We start from the raw sequence: 16,876 nt of genomic DNA on the forward strand, positions 1-16,876 counted from the left end.
CCTGCTCATCCTGGTCATCGGCATCGCGGTGCTCTACTTCCTGAGCACCAGTGGCCTGGTGGCGCTCGGCGGCCGTCGCGCCGGCGGGACGCGCGTGTCGGACGAGATGCCGTCCACGCGCCTGCGGTACGCCGTGCCGCTCGGGCAGGACCCGGCGGCGGTCGTCGCGGCGCTCACGCGGCACGGGTACGACGCCGCGCTCGACCCCGACGTCGAGGTCGACGGCCGGCAGGTGATCGACGTCGCCCGCACCGACGACGAGCGGCCGGACCGCGAGGACGTGCGGCGGATCATCCGCGAGGACGCCACGCTGAACCTCGAGGGGCACCGCCCCGACACCGGTCCGGTCCGCTTCGTCGACGAGTCCTAGCCGGCCCGCGCGGGACCGGCCGGTCCGGGTCAGCCGAGCGCGGCCAGCAGGTCGCGGCAGGCGCGCTCGCAGCGGCGGCACACCTCGGCGCAGGCGCGGCAGTGCTCGTGCATGCCGGCGTGCCGCTCGCACTCGGTCGCGCAGGCCCCGCACGCCGCGATGCACGCCTCGACGAGCGACCGCACCAGCCCTGGGTCGGTCGGGCGTCGCACCAGCACCGCCGCCGTCGTCGCGCACACGTCGGCGCAGGTGAGGTCGCCGCGGATGCACGCGACCAGGTCGGCGACCATCTCCTCGTCGAGGCAGGCGTCCGCACAGGCGCGGCAGGTGGCCACGCACTCGCCGAGCAGCTCGACGGCCGTCGCCAGTGCCGACAGGTCGACGTCGTGCTCGCCGGGGTGACTGCGGAGGACGGTCCTCAGGTCGGCGTCGGACGGGTCGGTGGCTGTCGTCGTCATGGCGGAGGGGTAGCCGCGCGCCGACCGGTCCATACCGCTGCGCCGCTCCCCGCCGCGCCGTTACCGTGGTCGGGCTCGGTCGTTGTCGGCTTCGGGCACGGGGGCCAGGCAGCACGACACGAGGGAGGGCCGGTGGGCTTCAGCGCACCGATGAGCAAGCCGCAGCGCGACCTGCGGATCGGGTACGGCGCCCTTGGCATCGGCGCGGCGGCGTTCGTGCTCATGACCGTCACCACGCTCTACGTCACCGACACCGATCTGCCCGGCCTGCCCGTGGCCCAGCCGCCGAGCGGGCCGCTCGCCCAGCAGGTCGCCGAGGCGCGGGTGCTCGTCCGGGCCGCCGCTCCGGCCGCCGGCGTCGACGGCCCGACCGTCGGCGTCGGCGCCCCGGCCGGTGGCCTCGCCGCCGGTGACGGCGTGGCTCCCGCACCCCAGGGCGGTACGTCGCCGGGCGGGTCGCCCGGCAGCCCCTCGGACCCCGGCCCCGGCTCCGGCCCGACGAACCCGGGCGGCGACCCCGCCCCCGGACAGGACGGGCCCGCCCCGGTCGGGCCCGATCCCGGATCCAATCCCGGACCCGAACCCGAGGACGACCGTCGCGGCCCGGTCTCGCGGCTCGTCGACCCCGTCGTGGCCGGCGCCGTCGGTGCCGTCGACGGCCTGACCGGCGGCGCGCTCGCGCCCGTGACCGGCGCCGTCCAGGGCACGACCGATGGCCTCACCGACACCCTGGACGGCCTGCTCGGCGGGCCCCTCCGCGGCGGCCGCTGACCGACGCCGATCGGTGCCGGGCGGCGGCCCAGCCGGTGTCGGTTCATCAAGGTATGCAGTCGGACCGTCACTTCCCTGGCGGAGCTCACCCAGGGGAGTGCGGCATTCCCCGCATACCTTGATGAAACGACCGCCCGGCGGCCGGACATCGAACACCGGACACCAGCCAGCGGTGGCGGTCAGCGCTTGACGGCCTTCACCTGGACGCTGAACTTCTTGTTCTGGTCGCGGGACTTGCCGCGGCAGGAGAGGTTCGTGCCCTGGTAGCAGCGGTAGCGGGTGGAGGCGTTGGCGAGGGTGATGGTGACGCCGCTGATCCTCGACCCGCCGAAGTCGACGGTCCGGCGGCCGTAGCCCTTCTTGCTCAGCGGGATCGCCTTGCGTCCCCAGGCGCCCTTCTTCTTCCGGACGAGCACGTGGACGGCCGGGCCGGAGGCGCGATTCGGCGCGTTGACGGTGATCCGCAGACCCCACTTCCTCCCGCTGAGGCCGGCGCCGGGCCGGACGCCGATGTTGCGCGAGGCCAGGTGGTTGATCCGTACGGTGGCCGAGGCCTTGCGGGAGGTCTTGTCGAGCGTCACCCGCTTGGTGAAGCCGGCCTTCGGCCAGGCCGCGCCCTCGGGGTAGTAGCGGGCCGGGGCGGTGTTGGCGGCGGCGTACGACGCGAACACCGCGGGCAGGCCGCCGCCTCGCTTGCCGATGGTCTTGCGCAGCGCCTGGGCGGAGTACATGTTCGGTGCGCCCTTGAACGCGCCGGCCTTGTTCCAGACCTGCTTCACGATCCCGTTGCCGAAGCGGCCCGAGAGGTACTCCCAGAACGGCCAGTTGCCGTACTGCGCGAACCCCTGGGGCTGGAAGACGTCGAGCGAGGAGACCGGCAGCTTGACCTGCCCGGAGGCGAGGTACTGCCGGTTGTCGTTCGCGCCGTCGGCGACCTGCTCCTCCATCCAGGTGGCGGTGGACTCCATGAGCCACCGGTCCTCGTTGTAGTCGTAGGCGAACTGCACGGCGTGGAAGAACTCGTGCGCCGCGGTGACCTTGAGGCTCTTGCCCGGGGGCGCGCCGTACTGCGCCTGCGCGAAGTCGTTGTCGAGCACGCAGTAGCCCGAGGCCACCCACTTCGTGCCCTTCTTGCGGTACTCCGGCGCGCAGTAGCCGTAGAGGCCCTTGCTTCCGAGCTCCTTGAGGTAGACGTCGAACTTGCCGTTGCCGCCGCGGTTGCCGTCCTTGACGGGCGCGCGGTAGCCCATCTTCGTGACCTCCTTGCGCCAGACCTTGTTCAGGACCGTGAGGTTCTTCCTGGCCCAGGCCTCGGAGGTGGGGCGGTCGGCGGTGCTGGTGACGTAGTGGAGGCAGAAGTGGCGCGAGCACTTCTTCTTCGACGGCACCGAGTAGCCGTCGCCGTACTGGTCCCGGCCGCCGTCGGTCGGGCGCGCGAGCAGCGCCTCGGCCTGGCGGCGCTCGGTCCCCTCGAGCGCGGGCAGGGCGACGGCGAGGTCGCGCAGCACCAGCGTCGCGTCGGGCCGCTGCCCGCCCGGTGCGACGGCCGGTGCGGCGGCTGATGCGGAGCGCCGGGCCAGGCCGGCGGCGGGAGCCACGTCGGCGCCCAGCACCACGGTGGCCTCCTGCAACGCACGACGCGCCGCCTCGACCGCGGGCTCCTCGCCGGCGGGAGCGGCGGCAGGAGCGGCCGCGGTCGCCGGGGACGACCCGGGGTCGGCCGAGGAGGCGGCGGTGGCGGGCAGCACGGCCAGGCCGGTGCTGAGTGCGACCAGGACGGCCGCGAAGGAACGACGCATGAGGAGGAGGCCTCTCTCCGGGTGGGGGGACGGGCACCAGCGTGCCCGGGCGGGGCCGCGCGAAACCGCGGGCGCCCGGGGGCACCTGGTCAGGAGGTCGCGGAGATCTTCTCGATGAGCGCGGTGGTCGAGATGGCCGGTGTGCGCGGCAGGTAGACGACCTCGCAGAGGTCCTTCATCTCGTCGAAGCGGCCGGCCCAGTCGTCGCCCATCACGAGGACGTCGGCGCCGTGCTCGGTGATGTAGTGCCGCTTGAGCTCGAGGCTCTCCTCGACGAAGACCTCGTCGACCGGCTTGAGCGCGGCCACGATCGCGAGCCGCTCGGCCTGGCTGAAGACCGGCTCGCGGCCCTTCTTGCGCAGGTTGAGCTCGTCGGCCGAGACGCCGACGACCAGCCGGTCGCCGAGAGCCGCGGCTCGCTCGATCACCCGCAGGTGGCCGACGTGGAAGACGTCGAACGTGCCGAACGTGATGACCGTGCGTGACATGCGGGTGATCCTGCCATGCGGGGCCGTCGGTCAGGATGTCGGTGATGACCACGCGCGAAACCACCAGCATCCCCCTGATCACCGCCGACCCCGAGGCCGACGAGCTGCGGGCCAAGGGCCTGCGGCAGATGCGCACGATCGCGGTGGGCCTGCTGCTGCTGGCCGCGGCGGTGTACGTCGCCACGCTCGGCCAGGACGGCGTGCTCGGGTTCGTGAACGCCGGCGCCGAGGCCTCGATGGTCGGTGCGATCGCCGACTGGTTCGCGGTGACGGCGTTGTTCCGCCACCCGCTCGGCCTGCCGGTGCCGCACACCGCGCTGATCCCCAGGCGCAAGGACGACCTGGGCCGCGGGCTCGAGGAGTTCGTGGGGGAGAACTTCCTGCAGGAGGACATCATCCGCGAGCGGGTCGACGCGGCGACGATCTCGCTGCGGGTCGGGCGCTGGCTCGGCGAGCCCGAGCACGCCCGGCGGGTCGTCGACGAGGTCAGCGACGTCGCGGTCATCGCGCTGGGCAAGGTCCGCGACGACCACGTCGAGAGCCTCATCCGCGACGCGCTGGTGCCGCGCTTCCACGAGGAGCCGATCTCGCCGCTGCTCGGCAGCCTGCTCAGCGAGACGCTCCGCGACGACCTGCACCACGGCCTGGTCGACCTCGCGCTCACCGAGATGCACGACTGGCTGGTCGACAACCCCGACACGGTCACCGAGATCCTCGGTGAGCGGGCGCCGTGGTGGTCGCCGCCGAGCATCAACGAGCGGGTCACCACCCGGGTCCACCTCGAGCTGGTGCGCTGGGTGGCCGACATCCGCGACGACCCGCACCACCACGCCCGTCGGGCACTGGACTCGATGCTCGAGCAGCTCGCCACCGACCTGCTCGAGGACCCCGCGACCCAGGAGCGGACCGAGCGGCTCAAGGACCGGCTGCTCGACCACCCGCAGGTCATCGCGTCCAGCGTCTCGCTGTGGAACGCGCTGCGCCGGGGGCTCACCGGCTCGTTGCGCGACCCCGAGGGCGCGGTCCGTCAGCGGCTGCTCACCGAGGCCCACGCGTTCGCCGAGCGGCTGCTCACCGACCAGGCGCTCCGGACGCGGCTGGACGGGCTCGCCGCGGACGCGACGGTCTTCGCCGTCGAGCGGTACGGCGCGGAGGTGACCACCGTCATCACGTCCACCATCGAGCGGTGGGACGGCAAGGAGGCGGCGCGGCGGATCGAGCTGCACGTCGGCCGGGACCTGCAGTTCATCCGCATCAACGGCACGATCGTCGGCGGCCTCGTCGGTGTGCTGATCCACGCGATCTCGGTCATGATCCACTGATGCGACTGCCGTGGAGGAAGACCCCGAGCGAGGGCGGGCCCGACGAGCCGGCGGCCCCCGAGCCGATGGACGTCGCGATCCGCGACGAGTCGATCCGGCTGGGGCAGTTCCTGAAGCTCGCGAACCTGGTGGAGACCGGGGCCGAGGCCAAGCCGGTCATCGCCGACGGGCTGGTGCTGGTCAACGGCGAGGTGGAGACCCGCCGAGGGCGCCAGCTCCGCATCGGCGACGTGGTGGAGCTGAAGGGACAGGCCGCCCGGGTGTCCGACCAGGACACCACGGACGACCTGCCCTGGTGACGCAGGTGGTGCTGGCGCTCAGCTGACGCCGAGCAGGTCGACGACGAAGATCAGCGTCTCGCCGGGCTTGATGACGCCGCCGGCGCCCCGGTCGCCGTAGCCCAGGTGCGGCGGGATGACGAGCTGGCGGCGGCCGCCGACCTTCATCCCCTGCACGCCGGTGTCCCAGCCGGAGATGACCTGGCCGATGCCGAGGCGGAAGCGCAGCGGCTCGCCGCGGTTGTACGACGCGTCGAACTCCTCGCCGGTGGAGTGGGCGACGCCCACGTAGTGCACCTCGACGGTGTTGCCGGCGGCCGCCTCCCGGCCGTCGCCGACGGTGACGTCGGTGATCTGCAGGTCGGTCGGCGGGTCGAAGTCGGGGAAGTCGATCTCGGGCTTGTCCATGCGGCTCACCCTACGGCGGCCACGAGTGCGGCCGGCACGGCGGCGACCGCGGCCACCGCGCGGGCCCGGTCCGCGGCGAGCAGGCGGCGCACCAGCCGCGGGTCGGGGCCGGTGCGCGCGAGCCGGCCGTGCAGGGGAGCGGCGAGCAGGGCCGTGGTGCCGAGGGCGACCGCGCTCGCGGCCGCGGCCGCCACGACCGCCGGCCCCGGGTCGGCCAGCGCCCACCCGCAGGCGGTCAGCACGGCGGCGTACACGACGGCGACGAGGGGCGCGATCGTGCGGCTGTGCCGTGCGTGCTCCCGGGGCCAGGCTGCGGGTGCGGTGTCGGCGAGGCGGGGGTAGACGAGCGCGGTCACCGTCAGCTGGAAGCCGGCGTGCAGGGCGGTCGCGCCGACCAGCAGCGCCTCAGGCGCCGTCGGCACGCGCACGGTCCAGGCTCGTGAGCACGGCCCGGGCGGCGCGCTGACCACTGACGAGCGCGCCCTGGATCGAGGCGGTGTCGCGGTGGTCGCCGCAGACGAGGAGCCCCGGACGCACGACGACGGGCCGCCGGGCCGTGAACGGCACCGGCTGTGCGGGCAGCGCGTGCGGCACCTCGTGCCGGGCGACCTCGCTCCAACCGACGGAGCCGATCCCGAGCAGGTCGGCCGCGTGCCGGCGCATCCGGCCCTCCGAGGGCACCGCGACACCCCGGCGCAGCAGCGCGGAGGCCTGGACGAGGTGCCTCCCCGACGGGGCGTACGTCGGCGCCGCGGCCGACACGACGGCCGTGTTGACCACGGGGCCGGTGGGTCGCGTGCGGGCGTCGACGGCGAGGACGCCGGGCGCGTGGCGGTCGCGGCGTCCCCCGAGGTCCTCGACCTCCCACCACTGGGTGACCACGCCCCGGGGCGACGGGGCCGGGGTGCCAGTGAGCCGGGAGGCGGTGAGGCCGTCGGTGGCGACGACCACCGACCGCGCGCGGGTGGTGCCGGCGGGGGTGAGCAGCACGGGGTGGGCGCCGGTGGTGTCGACGCCCTCGACCGGCGTGCGCAGCCGGACCCGGTCACCGAGGCCGGCGGCCAGCTGGGCGGGGAGCGCGGCCATGCCGGCGGCCGGCAGCGCGGGCGTGCCGGCCGCGAAGGTGCGGGCCAGGAGCAGCGCGTAGGCGTCGGCGGTCGTGCCGGGGCCGTCGAGGAGGACCCCGGCGAGGAACCGCTCGAGCACGGTCCGCAGCAGGCCCGAGGCGCCCGCCCGGTCCAGCGAGTCGCGCAGGGTGACGTCGCCGCGGCGCGGGGTCACCCGGTCGGCCAGGCCGCGTCCCGGGCCGACGAGCGGGCGGGCCCAGCGCAGCAGCGCGAGCACCTCGCGCGGACGGACCGCGACGGACCGGGCGGTGCGCCGGGTGAGCCCGAGCTCGCGCAGCGGGTCGGCGAGCAGCTCGGCGCCACCCCCGGCGCCGTCCTCGGCGCCGTCGGTGCGCGCGAGGACGCCGGCGGGGAACGGCTGCAGGCCCAGCGCGTCGGTGTCCACCCACCGCCGCACGGCCGGGTACGCGGGGTTGAGCAGCTGGAAGCCGTGGTCGACGAGGAACCCGTCGACGCGGTCGGTGCGCACCCGGCCGCCGACCCGGCCCGTCGCCTCGAGCACGACCACGTCCAGCCCGGCGTCGACCAGCGCGCGGGCGCAGCGCAGGCCGGCGAGCCCGGCTCCCACGACGACGACGTCGGCCTCGGCGTTCGCGTGCACGGCCGGCTCGCCCTGCCTCAGCCGCGGCCGAAGCGGTCGACGTACGCGACCACCCGGTTGAAGAGGGTGGAGACCGTCGCCAGGTCCACGACCCGCGGCGCCGGGTCGTCGGCCAGCTCGAAGAGGACCGGCCGGGCCTCCTCGACGCCGACGTCGGCGGCGACGCGGGCGCAGACGCGGGCGGCGTCGCGCACGGCCCGTGGGTCGACGCCCCAGACCGCCTCGAAGACGCGATCCCGGTCGGGCACGCCGTCCTGGCCGGGCAGCTCCCAGGCGGCCAGCACGGCCGGCAGGTCGGCGGAGTCGCACACCACGGTCCACTCGCGGCGCAGCGGCGAGTCCTCGGCCAGCGGCACGTGGTGCACGTGGGTGGCGTGGGGGTCCGGCGCGCCGGCGGCCAGCGCGAAGGCCGCCCGCGAGACCCGGGCGAGCTCCTCCCAGCGGCGTGCGGCGGGGGCGTAGAACCGTTCGTCCTGGAACGACCCGAAGAGCGTCGCCCGCTCGGCCCGGGCGCAGAACTCGTCCTCGATCGCCCACGACAGCGCGAGCAGCGTCGCCTTCGTCAGCCGCTGCGGCTGGAGGTGGGGGTGGCGCCGTCGCAGCTCGGCGAAGACCGAGTCCGGCGTCGGCGCCGCGGCCGCGCGGACCTGCTCGACGGCCTGGCTGATCGCCCGGTCCAGCCGCACCCCCTCCTCGCGGCGCCGCACGACCTCGCGCACCGCCTCGACGTCGGCCTCGGCATACCGCCGGTGCCCGGACTCCCGGCGCACCGGCTCGGGGAACCCGTGCCGCGTCTCCCACATCCGCAGCGTCGCTGGGGCCACCCCGGTCCGCTCGGCCAGGTCCCCGATGGTCAGCCCGGCGCCGGAACGCAACAGGTTGTTCATGTCCGTAGACGTTACCTCAACAACCGAAGGGGAAACTTCGACATCCCGCGCTCAGGTCTGGTGCACGTAGCTGTCGAGCTGGTCGCGCTCGAACTGGAGCTGGTCGATCTTGTGCTTGACGACGTCGCCGATGCTCACGATGCCGACCAGTCGGCCGTCCTCGACGACCGGGACGTGGCGGATGCGCCGGTCGGTCATGGTCCGCATCAGCTCGTCGAGCCCGGTCTCGGGTCCGCAGGTCTCGACGACCGCGGTCATGATCGCGCCGACCGTGGCGTCGACCACGGTGCCGTCGGCGTGGAGGCGGCGCACGACGTCGCGCTCGCTGACGATGCCGTCCAGCGACGTGCCATCGGTGCTGACGACGAGGGCGCCGACGTTGTGCTCGGCGAGCGCGGCGACCAGCTCGCGGACGTCCGCGTCGGGGTGGATGGTGACCACGTCGGCGCGTGGCTTGCTGTCGAGGACCTCGCTGATGCGCATGGTCGACCTCCCGTGACGAGTCCCTCGACGGTACTCCCGAGCCCGCTCGTGTAAAGGCCTCCGCGAGCAGGACCCGGGGTGGTTCAGTCGAGCGGCAGGTCGCCGGCCCCGCTCGGCCGGCGCCGGGACCGCAGGTCGGAGACCGAGCCGGGGCCGGAGCGCGGCCAGTCCGGGTCGTCGGGGTCGCCGCCGAGGTCGGGCAGCGCGCCGAGGAACGACATGGCCGCGTCGTGCAGGTGGCCGTTCGAGGCGAGCGCGTTGCCGCCGAACGGGCCGTCGGTGCCGTCGAGGGAGGTGAACCGGCCGCCGGCCTCGCGCACGATCACGTCGAGGGCGGCCATGTCGTAGACCTCGAGCTCGGGCTCGGCGGCGATGTCCACGGCCCCCTCGGCGAGCAGCATGTAGGACCAGAAGTCGCCGTAGGCGCGGGTGCGCCACACGCGCCGCATCAGCGACAGCAGGTCCTCGAGCCGGCCGCGCTCGTCCCAGCCGGAGAGGGAGGAGTACGACAGCGACGCGTCCTCCAGGCGGCGTACGTCGGAGACCCGGCAGGGCGTCGCCTTGAGCAGCGACCGGCCGGTCCAGGCGCCGCCGCCGGCCGACGCCCACCAGCGGCGCTGGAGCTGGGGCGCGGACACGACGCCCACGACGACCTCGTCGTCCACGACGAGCGAGATGAGCGTGGCCCAGACGGGCACGCCGCGGACGAAGTTCTTGGTGCCGTCGATGGGGTCGACGATCCACCGCCGCTGGCTGTGGCCGGTGGAGCCCTGCTCCTCGCCGGTGACCGCGTCGCGGGAGCGGACCCGCGACAGCGTCCGCCGGATCCCCTCCTCGACGGCCTGGTCGGCATCGGTCACGGGGGTCAGGTCCGGCTTGCTCATCACGTGCAGGTCGAGCGCCTTGAACCGCGCCATGGTCAGCGAGTCGGCGTCGTCGGCGAGCACGTGCGCGAGGCGCAGGTCGTCGGTGTAGTCGGGGTGCGGGGTGGCCACGGACGCACAGGCTACTTTCAGCAACCGGCGCGCGGTGTGGTGCAACATTCAATCCATGGAGATCAACGGCCTCCCGCTGCACGCCCTCGTCGTCCACGCCGCCGTCGTGCTCGGCCCGGTCTCGGCCCTGTTCGGCGTCGCGTACGCCGCGGTCCCGCGGTGGCGCGACTGGATCCGCTGGCCGATGGTCGTGCTTGTGGTGCCGGCCGCGGTCGCGGTGTGGATCGCGTACTTCTCCGGCGAGCAGCTCACCGAGGCCAACCAGTACGGCGGCCCGCTGCTCGAGCTCATCGAGACCCACGAGTCGCGCGCCGAGGTGTTCCGGCTGGTGGTGGCCGCCTTCGCCGTGGTGGCCGTCGCGGCCGCGGCGCTCCACCGGCGCGTCGGGGCGGTCCGCTGGCTGCTCGCGGCGCTGCTGGCCGTCACCGGCGTCGCCACGGTCGTGTACGCCGTGCTGACGGGCGACGCCGGCGCCCAGGTCGCGTGGTACGGCGTCGAGGGCTGACCCACCCGCCTCGTGCTGCCCAGCGTGCGCCGGAGCGCACGCCGGCCATCACGAGGCGAGCGCGACCCGCTCCCGGGCCAGCTCGAGGCACTCGCGGAACGACCGGACGATGTACGGCGGCACGGCCAGCCCCGCCTCGGCCGCGCCGAGCAGCTCGGCCTCGGTCCGGGCGACCGTCTGCACGAACTCGTCGGCCGCCTCGGGCGTGCCGATGCCGAGCGCGACCATCATGTCGCCGACGTCGGCCTTCCGGCTGTCGTCGCCGGCCGCGACCGGGGCGAACGAGACCGCCCGCATCCGTCGCACGAGCCAACGCTGCCACTCCGCCAACCGGGACCACAGGCCGCGCGCCGAGAGCTGGTAGAAGGCGAAGTGTCCCGGCTCCTGCCGCCGGATGGGCGTGATGATCGTGTCGGCGACGGCGGTCTCGCCCATCTCGACCAGCCCGTCGTGGAGCCGGTGGTAGGCCAGCAGCGCCGAACGCTCGGTGGTCATCCCCGTCAGGTAGTAGAGCATCCGGACGACGTCCTGGAGCGCGCCGACGTGGGCGAGCGCGCCGACCGCGCGGATCTTCGGCGACAGGGTCGTGAGGTCGGTCTGCGCGGGCGGCAGCCCGAGCCGCACCTGCAGCTCGTCGAGCGCGAGCCCGTGGTGGGACTCCTGCGGCTGCCAGACCTCGCGGTAGAAGTACCGGTCCACGTCGGGCGCGTGCGGCAGCAGCACGCCGAGCTCGAGGGTGTTGCGCTCGACCTCGAGCTCGGCGCGGGCCATGTAGTCCAGCGCCGGCGCGAACCGGGCCACCACCTCGGCGGGTCGGCGCACGGTGAAGTCGCAGGTCGCCAGGTCGATCGGCGGGTGCTCCTCGGCCAGCCGGTCGACGTGGGCGACGAGCCGGGGCTCGGACCAGGGCAAGGACCGGGGCTGGGACCGGCGGGCGGGGAAGGGAGGCACGTAGGGCTCTTCGGAGCAGGCCGCCCGGCGGACTGGTCGAGCCGTGGGGCTCGCTCACGTGCGTGCTCGTCCCGCGGGCGGGTACCCGTGCGCCATGGACACCACCACGACCGGCTTCATCGACCTCGTCGGCGCCGGCGCGCCCGAGGTCCGCGACGGCAGCGCGCGGCTGGAGGTCGAGGTGGACGAGCGCCACCTGAACCCCGCGGGGACGGTCCACGGCGGCCTGTTCGCCACGCTGGTCGACACCGTCATGGGGGCGGCGGTGCGCAGCGCCGGCGAGGACCAGGTGCCCGCGACCAGCCAGCTGACCGTGACCTACCTACGGCCCGGGAAGCCGGGCACCCTCGTGGTCACCGCGGAGGTCCGCAAGCGGGGGCAGGACCTCACCGTCTGCGAGGCCGGCGTGGAGCAGGACGGCAAGGACCTCGTGCACGCGGTCGCGACCTTCGCGCTCCTCGGTCAGTAGTCCGACGCGCTCCGCGCGGCCAGCAGCCGCCGGAACGAGGAGACCCGCTCGGGGTCGGCCTGGCCGTCCGCGACCGCCTCGTCGAGGCCGCACTCGGGCTCGTCGCCGCCGTGGGTGCAGCCGCGCGGGCAGTCCTCGGTCATCTCGTCGAGGTCGGGGAAGGCGCCGATGAGGTGCTCGGGCTCGACGTGCGCGAGCCCGAAGGAGCGGATGCCGGGGGTGTCGATGATCCAGCCGCCCTGCTCGCCCGGGAGCGCGAGCATGTACGCCGACGTCGAGGTGTGCCGGCCGCGACCGGTGACCGCGTTGACGTGCCCGACCTCGCGGTGGGCGTCCGGCACCAGCGCGTTGACCAGCGTCGACTTCCCGACGCCGCTGTGCCCGACGAGCACGCTCGTGCGCCCCGCGAGCCGCTCGCGCACCTCGGAGACGTCGCCACCGCGCTGCGTCACCACCCACGGCACGCCCAGCGACCGGTAGGTCACCAGCAGCGTCTCGGGGTCGCGCAGGTCGGCCTTGGTCAGGCACAGCAGCGGCTGCATGCCGGCGTCGTACGCCGCCACGAGGGCGCGGTCGATCAGGCGCGGGCGGGGCTCGGGGTCGGCCAGCGCCGTGACCACGACCAGCTGGGAGGCGTTGCTGACGATCACCCGCTCGACCGGGTCGTCGTCGTCCGCGGTCCGGCGCAGCACGGTCTCCCGCTCGCGCACCTCGACGATGCGGGCGAGCGACCCGTCCGAGCCGGAGGTGTCGCCGACGACCCGGACGCGGTCGCCCACGACGACGCCCTTGCGCCCGAGCGGGCGCGCCTTCATCGCCATCACCGTGGCGCCGTCGACGAGCAGCGTGAACCGCCCGCGGTCCACGGTCACGACGACGCCGTCGACCGCGTCGTCGTACGTCGGGCGGTCCTTGGTGCGCGGCCGCGTGTGGCGACGGGGTCGCTCGTAGTGCTCGTGGTCGTGGGTGGAGTAGCGGCCCGACATGCGCGCGTCCTACCCCAGCAGCCCGGCCCAGAAGCCGGCGAAGTCGGGGAAGGTCTTGCCGGTCGTCGCGACGTCCTCGACGAGGACGCCGTCGACCGCGGCGCCGACGACGACGCCGGCGTGGGCCATCCGGTGGTCGGCGTAGGTGCGGAACACGCCGCCGTGCAGCGGTGCCGGGCGCAGCTCGAGCCCGTCGGGGTGCTCGGTGACGTCGGCCCCCAGCCGGCCGAGCTCGGTCGCGAGCGCGGCGAGCCGGTCGGTCTCGTGGCCGCGGATGTGGGCGATGCCGCGCAGGTGGGACGGCGTGGTGGCCAGCGCGCAGAGCGCCGCGACCGCCGGCGCGAGCTCGCCGACGTCGTGCAGGTCGAGGTCCACACCCTGCAGCTCGTCGGGGCCGGTCACGGTCAGCCCGGCGTCGTGGAGGGAGACCTCGCAGCCCATCGCGGCGAGGATGCCGCGGAGCGCGTCGCCCGCCTGCGTGGTGTGCGCCGGCCAGTCGCGCACGGTCACGGTGCCACCGGAGAGCGCGGCGAGCGCCAGGAACGGCGCGGCGTTGGAGAGGTCCGGCTCGATGAGGTGGTCGACGGCCCGGATCGGCCCGGGCGCGACGGTCCACCGGTCCGCGTCGGCGTCGTCGACCTCGACCCCGTGCTGGCGGAGCATCGTGACGGTCATGTCGATGTGGGGGAGCGAGGGCACCGGCGCGCCCTCGTGCCGGACGTCGACGCCGCGCTCGTAGCGGGCACCGGCCAGCAGCAACGCGGAGATGAACTGGGAGGACGCCGACGCGTCGACCACGACCGTCCCGCCCGGCACCGAGCCGGTCCCGCGGACCGCGAACGGCAGGGCGTCGCCGGCGACGTCGATCCCCAGCGTGCGGAGCGCCCCGAGCACCTCGCCGACCGGCCGCTTCCGCATGTGCGGGTCGCCGTCGAAGGACACCGTCCCGGTCGAGAGGCCCGCCACCGGCGGCACGAACCGCATGACGGTGCCGGCCAGGCCGCAGTCGACACCCGTGTCGCCGGCCAGCGCGCCGGGGGTGACGCGCCAGTCCTCGCCGGTGGTGTCGACGTGCGCCCCCAACGACGTCAGCGCCGCCGCCATCAGCGAGGTGTCCCGCGACCGCAGGGCACGGCGTACGACCGAGGGGCCGTCGGCGACGGCGGCCAGCACCAGCGCCCGGTTGGTCAGCGACTTGCTGCCCGGCAGCGTCACGGTGGCCTCGACCGGACGGCGCGCGCGGGGCGCGGGCCAGGGGTCCTCGACGGCGGCGCGCGCAGGGTCGGTCACGGGCCGCACTCTAGTCGGGGGCGCGCGCCCCGCACCGCCCTCACCGCTCGGCCGCCGCAGGGGGCGGACGCCACTAGGGTGGCGCGCATGTGTGGTCGCTACGCCTCGAGCCGCCGGGCCGAGGACCTCGTCGAGGAGTTCGACGTCGACGCGCTTCGGATCGCGGCCCCGCTCGAGCCCGACTACAACGTCGCGCCCACCAAGGACGTGTACGCCGTCGTGGAGCGGCCGCCGTCCGGCGAGCAGGTCGCGGAGCGAGCTGCCGGGCGCGCCGAGCGGCAGCTGCGGGTGCTCCGGTGGGGCCTGGTCCCGTCCTGGGCGAAGGACGTCTCCATCGGCAACCGGATGATCAACGCCCGGATGGAGACGGTGGCCGAGAAGCCGGCGTACAAGCGGGCGTTCGCGAAGCGTCGCTGCCTGCTGCCCGCGGACGGCTACTACGAGTGGTACCCCACGCAGCAGACGACCAAGGCGGGCAAGCCGCTCAAGCAGCCGTTCTTCATCCGCCCGCAGGACGGCGGGACGCTGGCGATGGCGGGCCTCTACGAGATCTGGCGGGACCCGGCGAAGGCCGACGACGACCCGGACCGGTTCGTGTGGACCTGCACGGTCATCACCACCGACGCCGAGGACGACCTCGGCCACATCCACGACCGGATGCCGCTGATGGTCGAGCGCGACCGCTGGGCCTCCTGGCTCGACCCGACCGCCCCGCAGGACTCCCTGCTCGACCTGCTCGTGCCAGCCGCTCCCGGGACGCTCGAGGCGTACCCCGTCTCCCGCGAGGTGAGCAACGTGCGCAACAACGGCGCGCACCTCGTCGAGCCGCTCCCGCTGGAGGAGGTGGCCGAGTGACGCTGAGCGAGCGGGTCGTCGACACCCCGCACGGCCCGGCCCGCCTCGTCACCAACCGGGCCTCGCGACCGGTCGGCACCCTGGTGCTCGGCCACGGCGCCGGGGGTGGGGTGGACGGCCGCGACCTGGAGGCGCTCGCCACGAACCTGCCGCGGCACGGCTTCACCGTCGTCCGCGTCGAGCAGCCGTGGAGGGTCGCCGGGAAGAAGATCGCCCCGGCGGGACGGATCCTCGACGAGGGCCTCGTCGCCGCCTCCGACAAGCTGCGGGTGCGCACGCCCCTGGTGGTCGGCGGGCGCTCCGCCGGGGCCCGGTCGGCGGTGCGGGTCGGGCGCAGGCTGGGCGCGGTCGCCTGCCTGGCGCTGGCGTTCCCGCTGCACCCGCCCGGCAAGCCGGAGCGCTCCCGGCTCGAGGAGCTGCGCGGGGCCCGGCTGCCGACCCTGGTGGTGCAGGGCGAGCGCGACCCGATGGGGCGGCCCGAGGAGTTCCCCGACGACGTCGAGATGGCCGTCGTCCCCGACGCCGACCACGGCTTCAAGGTGCCGGCCCGCGGGGCCGTCGACCAGGCCGGGGCGATGGACCTGCTGGTGCAGTGCACGCTGGAGTGGCTGGTGCGCGAGGTGACCGGGAATCAGCGCCGGGGGTGAGGTGTTCTGCTGGGCGTGACCGTGCTGATGGAACGCCCCGTGCTGACCGAGCCGACCCCACCCCAGCGGCGAGTACGCTGGGACGCGATGACTGACTCCGTCACTGACCCGCTGGGGGCCACCTCGACCGTGGACCCGGTCGACGTCGCCTCCGAGACCGACGAGGAGCGCTCGCTGCGCTTCGAGCGCGACGCGCTGCCGTTCCTCGACCAGCTCTACTCCGCCGCGATGCGCATGACGCGCAACCCGGCCGACGCCGAGGACCTCGTGCAGGAGACGTTCGCGAAGGCGTACTCCTCCTTCCACCAGTTCCGGCCGGGCACGAATCTCAAGGCCTGGCTGTACCGGATCCTCACCAACACCTTCATCAACACCTACCGCAAGAAGCAGCGCCAGCCGCAGCAGTCGATGTCCGAGGACGTCGAGGACTGGCAGCTCGCCCGGGCCGAGTCGCACACCTCCACCGGCCTGAAGTCCGCGGAGATGGAGGCGCTCGAGCACCTGCCCGACTCCCAGGTCAAGGACGCCCTCCAGCGCCTGCCCGAGGAGTTCCGGCTCGCCGTCTACCTCGCCGACGTCGAGGGCTTCGCGTACAAGGAGATCGCCGAGATCATGGAGACGCCGATCGGCACCGTCATGTCGCGGCTGCACCGCGGTCGCCGCCAGCTGCGCGACATGCTCTCGGACTACGTCCGCGCCAACGACCTCCTCACCGTCGGCCGCGACGGGGGCAAGTGATGAGCGACGACGCCCGCCACCAGCACGTGGACCCGCAGGAGTGCGCGGACTACCTCGAGCAGATCGTCTACTTCATCGACAACGAGCTGGCCGAGGCCGACTGCGCCGCCGTCCGGGTCCACCTCGACACGTGCAACCCCTGCCTGGAGAAGTACGACCTCCAGCGCACCGTCAAGCAGGTCGTCGCCCGCTCCTGCTCCGAGCCGGCCCCCGCCGAGCTCCGCGAGCGGGTCATGCTCCGCATCCGCGAGGTCCAGGTCCGCATCACCGAGGCCTGAGCCTCGCTCGCGCCGGACATGTAACGCACTGTTCGCCGCTGTGTAGGCACGTTGCAACGTGCCTACACAGCGGCGAACACTGCGTTACAAGGGCCGCCGGTCGTGCGAGCGGCCCGGGAAAGCAACGAACCCCCGGCCGGGAGGCTCGGGGGTCCAGTGCGTCTTGCCTG

Annotated in this window: 22 protein-coding genes; 10 read left to right on the top strand and 12 right to left on the bottom strand. The window is 74.3% G+C overall.

Features of this window, described 5'->3' with window-relative positions; genetic code table 11:
* Positions 1–28 precede the first annotated feature (28 nt).
* Positions 29–370: a hypothetical protein gene (locus tag G6553_RS13610; protein WP_166193841.1), complete on the top strand. Its 342-nt coding sequence runs from the start codon at positions 29–31 to the stop codon at positions 368–370.
* Positions 371–399: 29 nt separating this feature from the next.
* On the opposite strand, the gene G6553_RS13615 is transcribed toward G6553_RS13610, so the two are convergent.
* The gene (locus G6553_RS13615) at positions 400–828 is read right to left on the bottom strand and encodes a four-helix bundle copper-binding protein (RefSeq protein ID WP_166193844.1); all 429 of its coding nucleotides are present in this window, start codon (positions 826–828) and stop codon (positions 400–402) included.
* Between the two features lie 150 nt (positions 829–978).
* On the opposite strand from G6553_RS13615, the gene G6553_RS13620 reads away from it, so the two are divergent.
* On the top strand, positions 979–1,599 hold the full coding sequence (locus G6553_RS13620; protein ID WP_166193795.1) for a hypothetical protein: 621 nt from the start codon (positions 979–981) through the stop codon (positions 1,597–1,599).
* Between the two features lie 179 nt (positions 1,600–1,778).
* On the opposite strand, the gene G6553_RS13625 is transcribed toward G6553_RS13620, so the two are convergent.
* Positions 1,779–3,398 carry an MXAN_6640 family putative metalloprotease gene (locus tag G6553_RS13625; protein ID WP_166193847.1) on the bottom strand — a complete coding sequence of 540 codons (1,620 nt, stop codon included), beginning with the start codon at positions 3,396–3,398 and terminating at the stop codon, positions 1,779–1,781.
* A gap of 89 nt (positions 3,399–3,487) precedes the next feature.
* Complete coding sequence (locus tag G6553_RS13630; RefSeq protein ID WP_166193850.1) at positions 3,488–3,886, bottom strand: adenylyltransferase/cytidyltransferase family protein; 399 nt, start codon at positions 3,884–3,886, stop codon at positions 3,488–3,490.
* A gap of 44 nt (positions 3,887–3,930) precedes the next feature.
* On the opposite strand from G6553_RS13630, the gene G6553_RS13635 reads away from it, so the two are divergent.
* Both G6553_RS13635 and G6553_RS13640 read left to right on the top strand, forming a co-directional pair.
* Positions 3,931–5,208, top strand: coding sequence for a DUF445 domain-containing protein (locus G6553_RS13635; protein ID WP_166193853.1), 1,278 nt, complete (start codon positions 3,931–3,933; stop codon positions 5,206–5,208).
* Between the two features lie 65 nt (positions 5,209–5,273).
* A complete protein-coding gene (locus tag G6553_RS13640; RefSeq protein WP_166193951.1) occupies positions 5,274–5,507 on the top strand; it encodes an RNA-binding S4 domain-containing protein in 234 nt (77 codons plus the stop codon).
* An 18-nt stretch (positions 5,508–5,525) separates the two neighbouring features.
* On the opposite strand, the gene G6553_RS13645 is transcribed toward G6553_RS13640, so the two are convergent.
* The 6 genes from G6553_RS13645 to G6553_RS13670 form a co-directional block, all read right to left on the bottom strand.
* Positions 5,526–5,894: an FKBP-type peptidyl-prolyl cis-trans isomerase gene (locus G6553_RS13645; protein ID WP_166193856.1), complete on the bottom strand. Its 369-nt coding sequence runs from the start codon at positions 5,892–5,894 to the stop codon at positions 5,526–5,528.
* A 5-nt stretch (positions 5,895–5,899) separates the two neighbouring features.
* On the bottom strand, positions 5,900–6,322 hold the full coding sequence (locus G6553_RS13650; RefSeq protein ID WP_207619764.1) for a hypothetical protein: 423 nt from the start codon (positions 6,320–6,322) through the stop codon (positions 5,900–5,902).
* On the bottom strand, positions 6,300–7,622 hold the full coding sequence (locus G6553_RS13655; protein WP_347565704.1) for an NAD(P)/FAD-dependent oxidoreductase: 1,323 nt from the start codon (positions 7,620–7,622) through the stop codon (positions 6,300–6,302). The genes G6553_RS13650 and G6553_RS13655 overlap by 23 nt, the downstream gene beginning before the upstream one ends.
* Before the next feature lie 17 nt (positions 7,623–7,639).
* Positions 7,640–8,509, bottom strand: coding sequence for a DICT sensory domain-containing protein (locus G6553_RS13660; RefSeq protein ID WP_166193859.1), 870 nt, complete (start codon positions 8,507–8,509; stop codon positions 7,640–7,642).
* A 51-nt stretch (positions 8,510–8,560) separates the two neighbouring features.
* Entirely contained in the window at positions 8,561–8,992 is a 432-nt protein-coding gene (locus G6553_RS13665; protein WP_166193862.1) for a CBS domain-containing protein, read from the bottom strand.
* Positions 8,993–9,075: 83 nt separating this feature from the next.
* Positions 9,076–9,987, bottom strand: coding sequence for an inositol monophosphatase family protein (locus G6553_RS13670; RefSeq protein WP_347565705.1), 912 nt, complete (start codon positions 9,985–9,987; stop codon positions 9,076–9,078).
* 55 nt (positions 9,988–10,042) lie between these two features.
* Here G6553_RS13670 and G6553_RS13675 point away from each other — a divergent pair, with 55 nt between their 5' ends.
* Positions 10,043–10,492 (top strand): DUF2231 domain-containing protein, encoded by a 450-nt coding sequence (locus tag G6553_RS13675; RefSeq protein WP_166193868.1) that lies wholly within the window; start codon positions 10,043–10,045, stop codon positions 10,490–10,492.
* A gap of 48 nt (positions 10,493–10,540) precedes the next feature.
* Here the strand turns inward: G6553_RS13675 and G6553_RS13680 are convergent, their stop codons facing one another.
* Complete coding sequence (locus G6553_RS13680; RefSeq protein WP_166193871.1) at positions 10,541–11,404, bottom strand: GTP-binding protein LepA; 864 nt, start codon at positions 11,402–11,404, stop codon at positions 10,541–10,543.
* A gap of 133 nt (positions 11,405–11,537) precedes the next feature.
* Here G6553_RS13680 and G6553_RS13685 point away from each other — a divergent pair, with 133 nt between their 5' ends.
* Positions 11,538–11,912 carry a PaaI family thioesterase gene (locus tag G6553_RS13685; RefSeq protein WP_166193874.1) on the top strand — a complete coding sequence of 125 codons (375 nt, stop codon included), beginning with the start codon at positions 11,538–11,540 and terminating at the stop codon, positions 11,910–11,912.
* On the opposite strand, the gene rsgA is transcribed toward G6553_RS13685, so the two are convergent.
* Both rsgA and aroA read right to left on the bottom strand, forming a co-directional pair.
* On the bottom strand, positions 11,906–12,898 hold the full coding sequence (rsgA, locus tag G6553_RS13690; RefSeq protein ID WP_166193877.1) for a ribosome small subunit-dependent GTPase A: 993 nt from the start codon (positions 12,896–12,898) through the stop codon (positions 11,906–11,908). The genes G6553_RS13685 and rsgA overlap by 7 nt on opposite strands.
* A gap of 9 nt (positions 12,899–12,907) precedes the next feature.
* A complete protein-coding gene (gene aroA / locus G6553_RS13695) occupies positions 12,908–14,188 on the bottom strand; it encodes a 3-phosphoshikimate 1-carboxyvinyltransferase (protein ID WP_166193880.1) in 1,281 nt (426 codons plus the stop codon).
* 87 nt (positions 14,189–14,275) lie between these two features.
* Between aroA and G6553_RS13700 the strand changes: the two genes are divergently transcribed.
* The 4 genes from G6553_RS13700 (at position 14,276) to rsrA (ending at position 16,706) form a co-directional block, all read left to right on the top strand.
* Complete coding sequence (locus tag G6553_RS13700) at positions 14,276–15,043, top strand: SOS response-associated peptidase (RefSeq protein ID WP_166193882.1); 768 nt, start codon at positions 14,276–14,278, stop codon at positions 15,041–15,043.
* A complete protein-coding gene (locus G6553_RS13705; protein ID WP_347565706.1) occupies positions 15,040–15,690 on the top strand; it encodes an alpha/beta family hydrolase in 651 nt (216 codons plus the stop codon). Before G6553_RS13700 ends, G6553_RS13705 begins: the two co-directional genes overlap by 4 nt.
* An 87-nt stretch (positions 15,691–15,777) precedes the next feature.
* Positions 15,778–16,428 (top strand): sigma-70 family RNA polymerase sigma factor, encoded by a 651-nt coding sequence (locus G6553_RS13710; protein WP_242680435.1) that lies wholly within the window; start codon positions 15,778–15,780, stop codon positions 16,426–16,428.
* Positions 16,428–16,706: a mycothiol system anti-sigma-R factor gene (rsrA, locus tag G6553_RS13715; protein ID WP_166193885.1), complete on the top strand. Its 279-nt coding sequence runs from the start codon at positions 16,428–16,430 to the stop codon at positions 16,704–16,706. The genes G6553_RS13710 and rsrA overlap by 1 nt, the downstream gene beginning before the upstream one ends.
* The last annotated feature ends 170 nt before the right edge of the window (positions 16,707–16,876 follow it).

The organism is Nocardioides sp. IC4_145 (genome assembly GCF_011250565.1).
Classification (GTDB): Bacteria; Actinomycetota; Actinomycetes; order Propionibacteriales; family Nocardioidaceae; genus Nocardioides.

What these genes read in the sequence shown, in the direction of transcription:
- G6553_RS13615 (WP_166193844.1), bottom strand. Translation starts at nt 828, where the DNA reads ATGACGACGACAGCCACCGACCCGTCCGACGCCGACCTGAGGACCGTC.
- G6553_RS13620 (WP_166193795.1), top strand. Translation starts at nt 979, where the DNA reads ATGAGCAAGCCGCAGCGCGACCTGCGGATCGGGTACGGCGCCCTTGGC.
- G6553_RS13625 (WP_166193847.1), bottom strand. Translation starts at nt 3,398, where the DNA reads ATGCGTCGTTCCTTCGCGGCCGTCCTGGTCGCACTCAGCACCGGCCTG.
- G6553_RS13630 (WP_166193850.1), bottom strand. Translation starts at nt 3,886, where the DNA reads ATGTCACGCACGGTCATCACGTTCGGCACGTTCGACGTCTTCCACGTC.
- G6553_RS13635 (WP_166193853.1), top strand. Translation starts at nt 3,931, where the DNA reads ATGACCACGCGCGAAACCACCAGCATCCCCCTGATCACCGCCGACCCC.
- G6553_RS13640 (WP_166193951.1), top strand. Translation starts at nt 5,274, where the DNA reads ATGGACGTCGCGATCCGCGACGAGTCGATCCGGCTGGGGCAGTTCCTG.
- G6553_RS13645 (WP_166193856.1), bottom strand. Translation starts at nt 5,894, where the DNA reads ATGGACAAGCCCGAGATCGACTTCCCCGACTTCGACCCGCCGACCGAC.
- G6553_RS13660 (WP_166193859.1), bottom strand. Translation starts at nt 8,509, where the DNA reads ATGAACAACCTGTTGCGTTCCGGCGCCGGGCTGACCATCGGGGACCTG.
- G6553_RS13665 (WP_166193862.1), bottom strand. Translation starts at nt 8,992, where the DNA reads ATGCGCATCAGCGAGGTCCTCGACAGCAAGCCACGCGCCGACGTGGTC.
- G6553_RS13675 (WP_166193868.1), top strand. Translation starts at nt 10,043, where the DNA reads ATGGAGATCAACGGCCTCCCGCTGCACGCCCTCGTCGTCCACGCCGCC.
- G6553_RS13685 (WP_166193874.1), top strand. Translation starts at nt 11,538, where the DNA reads ATGGACACCACCACGACCGGCTTCATCGACCTCGTCGGCGCCGGCGCG.
- rsgA (WP_166193877.1), bottom strand. Translation starts at nt 12,898, where the DNA reads ATGTCGGGCCGCTACTCCACCCACGACCACGAGCACTACGAGCGACCC.
- G6553_RS13700 (WP_166193882.1), top strand. Translation starts at nt 14,276, where the DNA reads ATGTGTGGTCGCTACGCCTCGAGCCGCCGGGCCGAGGACCTCGTCGAG.
- G6553_RS13710 (WP_242680435.1), top strand. Translation starts at nt 15,778, where the DNA reads ATGACTGACTCCGTCACTGACCCGCTGGGGGCCACCTCGACCGTGGAC.
- rsrA (WP_166193885.1), top strand. Translation starts at nt 16,428, where the DNA reads ATGAGCGACGACGCCCGCCACCAGCACGTGGACCCGCAGGAGTGCGCG.